Origin of the sequence: Bacillus tianshenii (assembly GCA_020524525.2) — a bacterium.
Lineage (GTDB): Bacteria > Bacillota > Bacilli > Bacillales > Bacillaceae_N > Bacillus_AV.
In genome coordinates this window covers 324989-338505 of sequence record CP129018.1, presented here as the reverse complement: position 1 = coordinate 338505, position 13517 = coordinate 324989, and the positions used below count along the sequence as shown (strand labels likewise).

General features: G+C 39.1%; 15 protein-coding genes. 6 read left to right on the top strand and 9 right to left on the bottom strand.

Annotated features, from left to right (window positions below):
- Positions 1-99: 99 nt before the first annotated feature.
- Together LC040_01600 and LC040_01595 are read right to left on the bottom strand one after the other, a co-directional pair.
- Positions 100-2088 carry a FapA family protein gene (locus LC040_01600; GenBank protein WLR51623.1) on the bottom strand — a complete coding sequence of 663 codons (1989 nt, stop codon included), beginning with the start codon at positions 2086-2088 and terminating at the stop codon, positions 100-102.
- A gap of 307 nt (positions 2089-2395) precedes the next feature.
- Positions 2396-2737 (bottom strand): DUF3992 domain-containing protein, encoded by a 342-nt coding sequence (locus tag LC040_01595; protein WLR51622.1) that lies wholly within the window; start codon positions 2735-2737, stop codon positions 2396-2398.
- Positions 2738-2998: 261 nt separating this feature from the next.
- Between LC040_01595 and LC040_01590 the strand changes: the two genes are divergently transcribed.
- A complete protein-coding gene (locus LC040_01590) occupies positions 2999-3922 on the top strand; it encodes a DUF3992 domain-containing protein (protein WLR51621.1) in 924 nt (307 codons plus the stop codon).
- Positions 3923-3962: 40 nt separating this feature from the next.
- Here the strand turns inward: LC040_01590 and LC040_01585 are convergent, their stop codons facing one another.
- The 3 genes from LC040_01585 to LC040_01575 all read right to left on the bottom strand — a co-directional run bounded on the left by LC040_01585 (position 3963) and on the right by LC040_01575 (position 5616).
- A complete protein-coding gene (locus tag LC040_01585) occupies positions 3963-4541 on the bottom strand; it encodes a hypothetical protein (protein ID WLR51620.1) in 579 nt (192 codons plus the stop codon).
- Between the two features lie 178 nt (positions 4542-4719).
- A complete protein-coding gene (locus LC040_01580) occupies positions 4720-4956 on the bottom strand; it encodes a hypothetical protein (GenBank protein ID WLR51619.1) in 237 nt (78 codons plus the stop codon).
- A 291-nt stretch (positions 4957-5247) separates the two neighbouring features.
- Positions 5248-5616, bottom strand: coding sequence for a hypothetical protein (locus tag LC040_01575; GenBank protein WLR51618.1), 369 nt, complete (start codon positions 5614-5616; stop codon positions 5248-5250).
- A gap of 195 nt (positions 5617-5811) precedes the next feature.
- Between LC040_01575 and LC040_01570 the strand changes: the two genes are divergently transcribed.
- Both LC040_01570 and LC040_01565 read left to right on the top strand, forming a co-directional pair.
- Positions 5812-6555, top strand: coding sequence for a hypothetical protein (locus LC040_01570; protein WLR51617.1), 744 nt, complete (start codon positions 5812-5814; stop codon positions 6553-6555).
- A 153-nt stretch (positions 6556-6708) separates the two neighbouring features.
- Positions 6709-7338 (top strand): hypothetical protein, encoded by a 630-nt coding sequence (locus LC040_01565; GenBank protein WLR51616.1) that lies wholly within the window; start codon positions 6709-6711, stop codon positions 7336-7338.
- Between the two features lie 29 nt (positions 7339-7367).
- Here LC040_01565 and LC040_01560 read toward each other — a convergent pair whose 3' ends face one another.
- Together LC040_01560 and LC040_01555 are read right to left on the bottom strand one after the other, a co-directional pair.
- A complete protein-coding gene (locus tag LC040_01560) occupies positions 7368-7703 on the bottom strand; it encodes a DUF1360 domain-containing protein (protein ID WLR53171.1) in 336 nt (111 codons plus the stop codon).
- Positions 7704-7739: 36 nt separating this feature from the next.
- Entirely contained in the window at positions 7740-8174 is a 435-nt protein-coding gene (locus LC040_01555) for a CotO family spore coat protein (GenBank protein ID WLR51615.1), read from the bottom strand.
- Positions 8175-8466: 292 nt separating this feature from the next.
- On the opposite strand from LC040_01555, the gene LC040_01550 reads away from it, so the two are divergent.
- Both LC040_01550 and LC040_01545 read left to right on the top strand, forming a co-directional pair.
- Complete coding sequence (locus tag LC040_01550) at positions 8467-9363, top strand: EAL domain-containing protein (GenBank protein ID WLR51614.1); 897 nt, start codon at positions 8467-8469, stop codon at positions 9361-9363.
- A gap of 10 nt (positions 9364-9373) precedes the next feature.
- Complete coding sequence (locus tag LC040_01545; protein ID WLR51613.1) at positions 9374-9652, top strand: CBS domain-containing protein; 279 nt, start codon at positions 9374-9376, stop codon at positions 9650-9652.
- A 126-nt stretch (positions 9653-9778) separates the two neighbouring features.
- Here the strand turns inward: LC040_01545 and LC040_01540 are convergent, their stop codons facing one another.
- Both LC040_01540 and pruA read right to left on the bottom strand, forming a co-directional pair.
- Positions 9779-10978, bottom strand: a complete 1200-nt coding sequence (locus LC040_01540; protein WLR53170.1) for an ornithine--oxo-acid transaminase — start codon at positions 10976-10978, stop codon at positions 9779-9781.
- A 5-nt stretch (positions 10979-10983) separates the two neighbouring features.
- Positions 10984-12531, bottom strand: coding sequence for an L-glutamate gamma-semialdehyde dehydrogenase (gene pruA, locus LC040_01535; GenBank protein ID WLR51612.1), 1548 nt, complete (start codon positions 12529-12531; stop codon positions 10984-10986).
- A gap of 376 nt (positions 12532-12907) precedes the next feature.
- Here pruA and LC040_01530 point away from each other — a divergent pair, with 376 nt between their 5' ends.
- Positions 12908-13501, top strand: a complete 594-nt coding sequence (locus LC040_01530) for an Ig-like domain-containing protein (protein ID WLR51611.1) — start codon at positions 12908-12910, stop codon at positions 13499-13501.
- The last annotated feature ends 16 nt before the right edge of the window (positions 13502-13517 follow it).

The window sequence follows — 13517 nt, the reverse complement described above, 5'->3', positions numbered from 1 at the left end:
AGAAAGTTTTTCTTTTTATATTATATTTCGAAAGTTCAAAAAAGTTCTTGAGTGTAATAAAATAAAAAAACCGAAACCTTTTTTTAGGCTTCGGTTCAGTTAAGCAAGTGTTATTCTTCCATCTTCATCTAACCTTGCATGAATATTTTGTTGTTTTTTCGTAAATTTAAAGCTTTGATGCCCAATGCGAATCGTTGTATCTGCCATGACTTGATGCATATAAATGGCTCCATCTTTCGGAACAGTAATGCGTGTTGGTACGCCACCCTTACTCCCTGCTTCATGAATTTCTGCTCGTTCAGATGCAAATACCGAACCTCCACGCAAAAAACCATTTATTTTTATTTTACCAATAGCATGAATACTCGTATTGTAACAGCCTTGATCGGTTACCGTTACATCGCCAGCACAAAAGATATCACTGTTAAGAGCTGTTGGAAGGATGACAGACATTTTCTCTTCAGGAGGTGTGGTCGCTGCCTCATATAACAGCTCGATGTCTTCAATGAATTGGTACAGGTCTTGTATTTCTTTAAGGTGCTCTTCTTTCTTATGAACAAAAGCCTGTGTTAACCTGTCGGCAACCTCTTTCCATTTTGGTGAGAAGAGTTCTTCTTCATTTTGTATTCCTTTTGAAAATTCTTTCACGATTTCTACCAAATGTGCAAATTTATTATTAATTAACAGCTTAGCTACAGCTGAAATTCCTGTATTTTCGAAAGAGCCACTCTGAAAAGCAGGGTTCTTCAATAATTGTTCAACCGCCAAGTCAAAGTGTCGTAATTCTTGATTGATTGCTTCAAGCGTTTCAGCTTGTGATGCCATCACTTGTTGGCGTTTTCCGCAAACAACCTTCGTTCCAATCACATTTCCATGCAATACCATATTACGGCCTGCTGTCAGCTCTGATTTCGACGTAGTTCCTCGTACGACGAGATCGCGATTTGCTGTAATTACCATATTTTCATCAACATTACCGTATACTTCAATATCTCCATAGAAATTAAGATTACCTGATTCAATATTCACATCGCCACGGTGTTCAAGCTTCGGTAGAACTTCGACTAAAATTGATCGTAAACGATTTTCAATCGAAGGCCTTCCGGCTACCTTCGCAAAAACTTCTCCGCTGCTTTCGACTATTTCCACGCCTTCTCCCTGCTGAACTTTAATTGCCTTAACAGGTTGAGGTGGTACTTCTTCACCTGTTACAGCTTTACCTGAAGTCCCTTTTTTAGGTGGGTGAATAACAGCGATAAGCTCTTGCTCTTTAACTGTTGGAATATGACGAGTATCACGAAAATCAATCGTTCCGTCTTCACGTTCCTTCATTTCTGTGCTTTCATTTATTTTCACTTTATACTCAAGCCAGCCATTTGTACCTTGGACTGGGTCAATACCATCGGCAATTAAAAATTCACCTTCATCTTGTGTAGCACAAGCTTGCTTAAACATTTCACGCTTAATCCCAAAAACAATTCCTTCTTCTTCAATCGCACTTTGAATCATCTGCTCAGTAAGCGTTAAGTATGGTTTTTTAATTTCTGTTATCTCAAGCTTTAGAACACGACTAGGCTCCATTTTTTTGAGGGCATACATACACTCAAAGCCTGGCATCACCTTTAAGAAAGCTTTTGTTTTTTGCTCATTTAAATAGATTTCAAACTTCGTTTCTTCATTTACCTTACCAGATTCATAACGAACTAAGTCTCCATCATGCAAGGATAATTTCGTATCATTCACAAGCGTATCATTTTTGTAAATGTCAATCTCAGGAGGAATTACGATTTGCGGAGAGGTTTTGCCATCATGCTGCCAAAGGATCTTTCCATCTTCAACCCACGCTACACTAGTAGGCTCATCCAGCTCAGACTGATGTTCTTCTCGCTGAAATTGAAATGTATGGGCCATTTGCTTTTTCTGAGTTAGTTTGACAACGGCTCCTTTAGAAGCAAAATGCAAAAAGCGAGCTTTCCCTTCCTCAATCACCTCAACATCAACCTCTTCACGCGATACACCAAGCTCTCTTAATCCATTATCAACCGCTTCATCAACTGTTTTTCCCTTGGAAGTAATTGATTTGTTCAAGGTTATCATCTCCAATTGCTACCTACCATCATATACACAAGAAAACTGGACAATCACCTATTTAACTCACAATATTTTCCTTAATTATATCCCGTTTCTAATTTTCACACAATGCGTATTCTGGGTTAATTTCAAGTCTCCCAAAGCCTTCTTATATGCTGATTTACCGAATGTTTACCCTATAATTTTAGTATATATGTTTTTTTCGTTTAAATGGTTTTTAGATCGCAAAAGCACCGACTTAAAAAAGCCGATGCATTGAGTCATTCTTGACTATATTGGTTGTAATCATTTTTTGACCATTCAACTAGCATCTCTTATAGTGAACAGTCATACAAAGCTTACCGCAGCAGATATTTCCAGTTCCACCTAAGCATCTGACATACACAGATCTCAAGTTACTAATAGTCTTTGAGAACGATTCACCTTCAGTAATGGAAGCGATTTTATTACCTGATGCAGTTCCGTTTACAAAGATTTCAACACCATCACAGCTGTTTTCTACTAATATTGTAACAGTTCCAAAAGGCTTAATAACATCATTATCTGCTTCCCAAAGAAGGTTATAATCGGCATTACAAGTAGCTTCCCAGTTTGCACATAACTCATCTTTCACAATTGGACGATCCGGACAACAGCCTTTACCCATACAAAACATCTCCTTTAATTTCTATGGTTTTTGAAAAAGAGCAACGTACAAATGGAATTCATTTGTAAATTCTTAACTCTTTCTCTCTTAATATAAAATGCAACACAGCTTAGCATTGTATAGGCACGGATACATAGCGAAAGCCTATTTTTCATAAACTACAAATCTCTAAAATGTGATGTTTGCTTATTCAAAGCCTAGTACATGAAAAGCAGAAACCTCATAGTATGAATATAATGAAGGAAGGAGTGGTAAATGTAGATGGATACGAACCGGTTACTTCCAAGACACTGTATCAAAGTTGATAAGGTGTATGACTGGATTTCCCACCAAACGACACTTAAGTTATCCGAATTCTTAAAACCCAAAAATGTAAAAGATGAAATCTGTGCTAACTTTTGTATTCCTAAGGATGAAGAACCGAGGATATTGTGGAAAGCAGATGAACATATTAACCCCAGCGGCACGTTAACAGTCTGTTTAGAACAAGGAAGCATTGAAGTATTTGTTAATGGAGAGCTTCTTTTTTCACTGAATCAAGGAGAATCCCGCTCGATCACCTTATGTTCTTTGCGTTCCTTAGAAGTTCGGTGCGTTGATGAAATTGAAAAATGTGCCGGGCGATTTACAATTGATCTTCACTATGAGGTGTATGATTTTAAAGACGTACAAAGTGTGAAGTGTATACTCACTGATAAAGACGGAAACCCTGTTAACCCACTAGATGAAGGGGCTGTTATATGCGAAGAAGTGTCAGACCCCGAGGATAGAGAAGAGGTTAACATTACGCTTCCCAATCAAAAGACAGCAACATTACAAAAAGTAGAGGTGTTAATAAGAGGCTTCATTGTTATTGAAACAAGTACAAAAAATGGTAAAAAGAAAAAGACATGTCCAATCCCATTTCATTCATTGGAAACCTTTATCCTTTGTGCTCCAAAAGGTACCTCTGTTGAGTGTGAAATCACTAAATTCACATGTAAAGCGCTCTTAATACCTATTCATTCAGATAAGGCAGGCTGCAAAGAGATCATCATATCAATCACTCTATGTCAAAGTATTCAAACGATTGCACAAGTCAAAGTGGAATTAGAAGGAATGGTTTGTAAACCACGAGAAGAAATTTTGGCAAGCTTTTGTCCCTCTAAACAATTTCCAGAGGATTGTCCCATTGTCTTCAAATAAAAATAATAGCTGTTCTCAGCAGAACAGCTATTACTTTTTATTATAAAGTGAATTGTTGAATGGTTGAGATATAGCAAATGTTGAGAATCCAAGTTTGGTTCCCTTTTGTTAACCTGACTGTTCCTTTCCCAACTGCATCAATTGTCACATTTTGAAGATTATTGAACCCTTCTCGAGTATTTACGGTGTCAATATCAACAGTTTGACCGACTAATCTATTTAAGAATGACCTTGCAGCATCCTCACAGCAGTCACAAACTTCATCTGGCTCAAGCTGTGGAAGTTCAATTTCTCTTAAGATAGCAGATACTTCCGCATTATTAGTTTGAATCCCAACAACATTACAGATTGGAAAAGCCGCATTTCTTCTATCTTGACCAGCACCTGGCACTGTCCCTGTCACAATAAGGTTATTTTGAATTGGATCGATACCCGGGATTCCGCCAATGACGAAATTATTATCTCCTCCACCAGGGCCATTCGCATCAATTGTGGCGATGCTAACCTCCACATCATCTAATTGGGCTAATACATCCCTCATCCCTTCCGCACAACAAGGGCAAAGACGATCAATAATTTTAATGAACTTTCGGTCTGGGCAACACCCTTTGCCTCCCATATTTCTTTCCTCCTTTCATATGCCTTATATTATTTTATGTAACAAGCATTTCGTTTGTTTAGTGAATATAACCAGTCACCATAACCCTTTTATATAGTGGAAAGTAAAAAAAAGCCCTTATAATGATAGACAATTTCAAAAGTCTATTATTATAAAGGCTTGATTTTGTTAGCTTACGTTAAATCCAAGAAAATGGTGGGCGTTGTTCGCCTTCTGTATCATTTTCATGATGATGGTCATGGTGTTCATGGTTTTCTTCTGCAGATTCAGCCTGCACTTCTTGTTGTTGTCTAGGTCCAAAGCCAAACCATGGATCAGGACGGTGATGATGACGTTGCGGCTCAATGATTACCTCATTTGCTTTAACAATTAACTTATCAACATGAATTACTTTTGTCTTCTTCTCTTCTGACATTTAAATAAACCTCCCTCTATTTAAGTGCAGTCACGATTTCTTTTTATATGATTTTCCACAGCCGCAACCACCGCTTGATTTGATTGATTGGGACGAGCTGCTTGTATACACTTTGGGATATTTTTTATTCGGATTATGTTTACTTGCACTTTCGCTTGTATTCCGATTTCTCCTTCTCATAAGCTGCCTCCTTCCATACTGCCCCAACGCTTCTATATCTTATGAACGATTGAGTTATTTGGTTCAGTAGGATAAGGGCATACAGAGAAAGAAAGGCTTTCGCCCATCAGCTTAACGCTTCATACGTGGTTGGATACTATCAAAAAACCAAGAATCAGCACCTCTTTGTTTTTCTTTTCTTTTCCCTTCCGACTTCATGTTACTAAGGTGCTCATTAACAAAATCAAATTCCTTCTCTGCTCTTTCACCATTCGGAGCAACTTTTGCCGTCTTCAAGCGTTCAACTTCTTCCTTATATGTCTCAAACTTCACTTGAAGCTGCTCAATTTCCTGATGTGCTTCCTTAAGCTTCGCAGCCAACTGCTGTTCCGTTCCTTCCTTCTGCTCAAGTTCTTCTACTTTATCCTTATAATAAGAAAGCTCTGATTTCAATCGAGTGACAAGACGCTTCCATTGAACCTCTGTATATTTTCTTTGCATGACATCACCCTCCTCTATTCTTTGTTCATCTATATATATGCACCCCTAAAAAAACCTGTGTACGTCTTGAAGGAGAAATTAGGCGTTCGCCATCGCACACATATGCGAGAAATTCATACTATAAAGTAGTCCCGAGAAATTGAATTAACCAATTAAGTTGGGATTAATTAAAATAACGAGGAGGGCTTTCAAACAATGAGCCATTATGATAAGGAAAAGCTTTGTATTAAAGTTCCAAAGGTTTATGATTGGGTTACTCGTCAAGTTGACTTACCATTAATCAGCTATACTGGAAAAGAACTGAAGCGTTTAGATTTCGACTGTAATACTGACCCAACAGCTGACAGCGTAGGTTCTAACATTTGTGATATCCTTGCAAATGAAGGGGTCGAAGATGTTCTTGTTGACTGCTTCTTAAGCGACAAATATGGTAATCGAATTGACCCGTCACGTGACACGTCTATTCTTTGCCAAGAAATCATCCAACCAAGAGGCCGCGAGAAAGTTAACGTTACACTTCCAAGCGGTGAAGAAGTAACACTTGAAAAAGTAAAAGTTCTTGTGAAAGGTTTTGTCGGAGTTGACTTAGTATCTCCAACAGGCGAAGTCATCTGCCACCTTGACGAAGGAATTCCGTTCGCAACTGCTCAAACATTTGTATTATGTGCTCCTGAAGGAACGCATGTCCAATGCCACCTTTCCTTCTTCGAGTGTGATGCAAGCTTAATTTGTACAGAAGACTTCCAACAGCTTGATGTATCAATTACGCTTTGCGTTGAAGTACAAATGGAAGCACAAGTTAAGATTGAAGTCGAAGGTAAATTCTGTCGTCCGCGTCCTGAATTACCAATTGCTTCAGCATTGTGCCCAACGGATAAATTCCCGCCGCAATGTCCTGATATCTTCCCTGCTAGTGACCGTCGACATCACGATTGCTAAATATAAAAGCTGCTGCATCCGCGGCAGCTTTATCTTTTTTTGACTGCAGCGGCTACCAACCGCCACGGTTAACAGAGCTTTTTTCAAAAATACTGTTCTTATAAAGACCAACATACATATCATTAGAAATGAAGCTGAAATGGAGGTGTTATCATGTCAATTGAAAACTCAAGCAAAATAGATAACAAAGAAGAATTAGTGAAAATTAATGAGTTATTGAGGGAAGCTGAAGATAAGTTAGTCCAATTAAAGAACGAAGCTTCAGAATCAAATAGCAAGAAGTTATTTCTTTCAAAACCATCCAAAATACTTTCATTCGATTCTTATTTTCAATATTCAACAATCCTCCCTTCATCATCAGAAGAACTCTCACAAACATTCATTTTAGGAAACTTACACTTAATCAACACAGGAACAAAAACATTGACCAATCCAGTTATTTGCTTAAAGATTTCTCCCCCAGCAAAAGTAGCTTTAAGCGGTAAAATTTCCTACGGAAAAGGCAAAAACCTTGATGAGCTTATTTATCAAAGTAATGAAGAATGGACGTATGTAGAATATGACTGGCGCAAAAAGACCCGTCAGGATGGTGAACATTGGTTAAGGCCACTTCACTGCCCCCGTCTTGAACAAGGAGAAACGCTTACTTTTTCTAATTTTCATATTAGATTATCAGAAAATATTGGGGAAGAAGTGCGAATCGAGGGATATGTCTACTGTCAAGAAGACTCACAAGGAAAAGCTGCGCTTAATACGATTTCACTTCAATTTCCATCGACATAAAAAGGACGCCACTCTAAGGCGTCCTTTTTCTATAATAACTGATTTACAAATGTCTCCAGGATTGCTGCAGCACCAGCAATTGCTAATATAAGAATAATCGGTTCAAAGACTACCGGAAACTGCCACATTCCTCCTACCAAAAACATTGTACTCCACATTCCTGTACACCAATAACAGCTTAGTAGTTCCCCAACCCAATAACGAAGGCCCGAGCCTTTTACCTTTAAGTACGTCTCTACATGACCCTCTTCATCTTTTTCTTCGATAAATTCATGAAACGGTTTTCGCAAGAAAGCTGTGATCGTATCGTAGACAATCAACCTTGTTAATCGAAAGCTCGCGAACACAAGCATGAAAATTCCCATCCATGTTGTTAACAAAAACATTCACCTGCTTTTTAACTAAACCATTCGAACGTCATCAATTTCCTTCCAGTTTAACTCCACTGTGTTCCCGCTCTCTTTCTGCTTAAATGAAAGTGATTCTGTAAATTTTTCAAGTATAATGCCTTCAATCGGCTTTCCGTTCACTTCAAGCACACAAGGCACTTGAGGTACATTTTTCGGAATACTTAAGAGAAAATCAACCCGCTCTTTCAAGCTCATACTCTGAAAGCTTTGCTTTGCATTGGATAATGACGATGGTGCCTCTTGTTCCTCTTGCGGCTCATTTTTGTCTTCCTTCTTCACCTTAATGACCATAGAATTCTCAGTATTGCGCTCAACCCTATTTTTCTTCACAACATATTCTTGCATTTGGGACTGGCTGTGTTCAAATTCAGGCTGCACAATATACAGAAATGGCCGGTTCGAAGCTGACTTTTTCTCATTCGCCATGTTATCCCTCCTCACGTACTAAGTGTATGCATCACTTCTAGGGAATGTGCCCAGAAATTTCATACATAGCTTATCCTATTTTTAACAGCGCCTGTCGATTTTTGACACGGAATTTACATATACTCAACTATACCTTTACACACCTTTGGTACACTTTCTTCGAACCCTATCAATAGTATGTTTGAATAGACGGAGCATGCAGACCAACGATCGTTCCCCTGAAGTCGTTACTCGTCCTTGCTCCTTTTTTCTGTAATTATTCATTACGAATGAAACGACTGGAGTGGAAAAAATGAACAATCTCCATCTTACATATGAAGAAGAATGTCGATCTATTATTGAAAATCATAATCTTACAACTGTTTATCAACCAATTGTTTCTCTGAATGAAGCAGCTGTATTTGGTTTAGAAGCATTAACCCGTGGTCCGATAAATAGTGAGCTTCATTTTCCAATTAAGTTATTTTCAATTGCTGAGCAGTTAAATTTGTTATATCCATTAGAAAAGTGTGCTAGAGAATCAGCAATTGCAAAAGTCCATCCACATCGAAAAAACCAGGAAAAGCTTTTCTTAAATTTAAGCGCACGAGTGATTCATGACCCAACTTTCACACCTGGGCAAACAATTGAAATGGTACAAGCTCACGGCTTAGAACCAAAGGATATTGTCTTTGAAATTACAGAACGTCATGCGATTGACGACTTTGCGACCTTTCGTAAAGCATTAAATCATTATCGAAACCAAGGATTCCAGATTGCAGTGGATGATGCTGGGGCTGGTTATTCTTCAGCACTAGCGATCAGTGAACTAGCACCAGAATATATTAAGATTGATCGTGGATTAATTGACGGAGTGAGCACTTCAAGTGTGAAAGAGTCTATTCTTGAAGCTTTCGTAACAATTGCGAAACGAATGAATAGTTATGTGATTGCTGAAGGAATTGAAACGACAGCAGACTTAGCTAAAGTGATCGAACTGGGCTTTGACTATGGACAAGGTTATTTATTTGCACGCCCTGGGAACCCTGTTCAACCTGTTCCATTATCAGTATCGGATTCAATAAAGCAATATCATGCTCAAAAAAATGATAAGCCAATTGCCGTACTTGCTTCACCAGCTCAAACGTTCTCAATTACAACCTCACTCGAAGCAGTGAAGACTTTTTTTTCAAACAAACAAATATTCTAACAGTGTGGTTATGATGAATGGAACTAAACCTGTATCGATTATTCGACGCGGAGAATGGTTATACAGTCAATTAGACCAAGACATTTCCCTATATGGGGTAGCGGTTAAAGAGCCTCTCATAGTCTCTCATCATACAGACATTCGGCAGGTCATTTCACTTGTACTTGCACGAAGCGAAGAGCTTGTCTATGATGATGTGATTGTTGAGAAAGATGGACAGCTTCTTGGCATTGTTTCGGTAAAGGATTTGCTCTATATCACACAATACAAAAGTCCAGTATGTATATAAGAAATGAGCAGCCACGATGGCTGCTCATTTATTTTCTATTTATAATAAGGGGTATATCCATGCAGCGAGGTGGACTGCACGGTTGACAACATACACGTATTAAAGGTAGTTATTACTTACAATCAATTAGGAAAGAACTTTTACAATTCGTTCGATCGCCCAATCTAAGTCTTCTTTTGAAATGATAAGCGGAGGTGCAAAACGGATAACCGTTTCATGCGTTTCCTTACATAGAAGACCTTCTTCTTTCAACTCTTCACAATATTTACGTGCTGGCTCAGTCAGCTCAACACCGATAAATAATCCTTTTCCACGTACTTCTTTAATTTTAGGATTGTCGATTTCTTGAAGCTTTTGCTTGAAATATGTGCCTAGTTCAAGAGAGCGCTCAGCAAGCTTTTCCTCTTCCAATACTTCAAGTGATGCGACAGATACGGCACATGCAATTGGGTTTCCACCGAACGTGGAACCGTGTGAGCCTGGATTGAATACACCAAGCACATCTTCATTCGCTACGACACAAGAGATCGGGAATACCCCGCCGCCTAGTGCTTTACCTAAGATAAGCATGTCAGGTGAAACATCTTCCCAATCACATGCAAACATTTTACCACTGCGCGCAAGCCCTGCTTGAATTTCATCCGCAATAAAGAGAACATTGTTTTCTTCACAGACTTTTTTCGCTTCTTTCAAGAAGCCTTCAGGTGGAATGACAATACCTGCTTCACCTTGAATTGGCTCTAGCATAAATGCAGCTGTATTAGGGGTGATTGCTGCTTTTAATGCTTCTATATCGCCATATGGAATCGTACTAATACCTGGAAGCATTGGTCCGAAGCCACGCTTATATTCTGCTTCAGATGAAAGAGAAACAGCAGTCATCGTACGCCCGTGGAAGTTTCCTTCACATGCAATAATTTCTGCTTGATTATCCGCTACACCTTTTTTCTCGTAAGCCCAGCGACGTGCAGCTTTGATTGCTGTTTCCACAGCTTCTGCCCCTGTGTTCATCGGAAGTGCTCTTTCTTTGCCAGTTATTTGACAAATCTTTTCGTACCAAGGTCCAAGCTGGTCATTATGGAATGCACGAGACGTAAGCGTTACACGGTCTGCTTGGTCTTTCAGTGCTTGAATGATCTTTGGATGACGATGCCCTTGGTTAACGGCAGAATATGCACTAAGCATATCCATATATCGGTTGCCTTCTGGGTCTTCTACCCATACACCTTCAGCTTTCGAAATTACAATCGGAAGTGGATGATAGTTCGGTGCTCCATATTTTTCCGTTTGTTCGATAATTGTGTTTGTTACTGTCATAAGAAAAATCCCCCTTAAAGCATTTCAGAAGTTGTCTTACCTTGCATATACAATAATAAATAATCTGGTCCGCCGGCTTTTGAATCAGTCCCGGACATATTAAAGCCTCCGAACGGCTGATAACCGACAATCGCACCTGTACAACCACGATTGAAATATAAATTTCCGACGTGGAAATCACGGCGTGCCTTCTCAATATGTTCACGGTTGTGAGTAATGACGGCACCAGTTAAACCATAGTCTGTATCGTTGGCAATTTCAAGAGCATGGTCGAAATCTTTCGCTTTTGTAAAGCCAACAACCGGGCCAAAAATCTCTTCTTGCATTAAGCGATCCTTGCTTTGAAGATCCGCAAAGACAGTTGGCTTAATAAACCAACCTTTTGAGTTGTCCCCTTCACCGCCGGTCATTAACTTACCTTCTTGCTTGCCGATTTCGATATATTCCATAATCTTATCGTAAGCGCCTTGGTCAATCACAGGGCCCATGAATGGCATATCTTTCGGATCGCCTACCTGTAATTCATTCGTAAGCTCAACGACACGCTCAAGCACTGTATCATAGACATCTTCTACAATCACAGCACGTGAACATGCAGAACACTTTTGACCACTGAAACCAAATGCTGATTTCACGATCGCTTGTGCTGCTAGTTCTAAATCAGCGTTATTATCAACGACGATCGTATCTTTTCCGCCCATTTCTGCTACAACACGCTTTAACCACTTTTGACCTGGGTGAACTTTCGCTGCGCGTTCATAAATGTTCAAACCAACTTCCTTTGAACCCGTAAAGCTAATAAAACGTGTGCGCGGATGATCAACAAGATAATCACCAATTTCAGAGCCGCTGCCCGGGATGTAGTTAATAACACCTACAGGCATACCTGCTTCTTCAAGTACTTCCATCATTTTATATGCAATGACTGGAGTTGCACTTGCAGGCTTCAGAAGAACGGTGTTTCCTGCAACCATTGGTGCAACCGTTGTGCCGCACATAATCGCAAATAAGAAATTCCAAGGTGAAATCGTTACCCCAACGCCAAGCGGGATGTAATTGAATTGATTGTATTCAAACGGACGACTTTCCACAGGCATGCCGTCTTTTAACCCTAACATTTGGCGACCATAATATTCCATGAAGTCGATCGCTTCAGCTGTATCTGCATCTGCTTCGTTAAATGGCTTTCCTGCTTCCTTAATAAGCAATGCTGAAAATTCATGTTTACGGCGACGAACAATCGCTGCAGCCTTGAACAAAATATCTGCGCGCATTTTCGGATCAGTTTTGCCCCACCATTTAAACGTTTCATCGGCTACCTTCATTGCTTTTTCCGCAAGCTCTTTGTCTGCTTTCGAAACATAGCCAATGACCTCATCTTTATTCGCAGGGTTCACGGAAACAATCTTGTTTTCTGTCTTAATCCGTTCGCCTCCAATAATTAAATCGTACTCCTTACCAAGCCACTCTGCTTCAACTTTTGCAATTGCAGCCTCCAGTGCTTTGCGATTCTCTTCGACTGTGAAATCTGTGAATGGTTCATGTTTGTATGGGATAACCATTAAAAAACACCCTCTCTATATAAAGTTTTCAAATTAACACCATTATTTTTCTTCCACAGATATTACTTGCAATTATTGTGCCAACTTTCCTGTTCACAATAAAACTTGAATTTGCGTTATTTTCATTCAATTTGTGCAATAATAGCTCAACTTAGTGCAAAAATAATTTTCGACGAAAAATATTTTTGCATTAAAACGCAAATTATTTTTGCTATTTACCATCTTATTTATTTTTCCTACGCAAACATATTTTATCCTGATTACGAAATTGACTCTCCAAATCTTAATTTCCATCTTTTGTGTTTTTTTCAGCTTTTTTTCAGACTGGCTTGTTGTAATAGAAGCAGTTCAAAAAACATTAAAGGAGATGTGAAACTTGAAAGGGAAAAGAACATTACAAACATTGCTGGCTGCTTCACTTGTTTTATCCCCAACCTATGTTCTAGCTGATGATGATCGTTATGATGATGACGATCGTTATGAAGACCATGATGACCGCTACGATGACGATGATCGTTACGAGGATGACGATCGTTACGAAGACCATGATGACCGCTACAATGATGATGATCGTTACGAGGATGATGACCGCTACGATGACGATCGTGATGAAGATTATGATGACCTGTTTGAAGACGATTTTGAACATCCAAACTGGCATGTCTTTACGGCGGAGGGAAATATCGAGGTAAATAAAGTTTGGAGTATCAACTTTGCAAACAACGTAAAAGCCTCCACGATTACTTCAAAAAATATTTATGTACGTAACAAACAAGGACAGATCGTGAATACAACACTATCCACAGCTGATAGCAAAACCGTCAAAGTTAAGCCACAGCAAAATTATCAAAAAGGACAAACTTATTATCTCTACGTCACAAACGACGTACAAACCGCAGGGAATAAAAAGCTTAATCAATCCTATGTACTAAAATTCACAACAAAAGGTCTTGACCTTGGTATTAAATAAACCACAAAAACCGGTA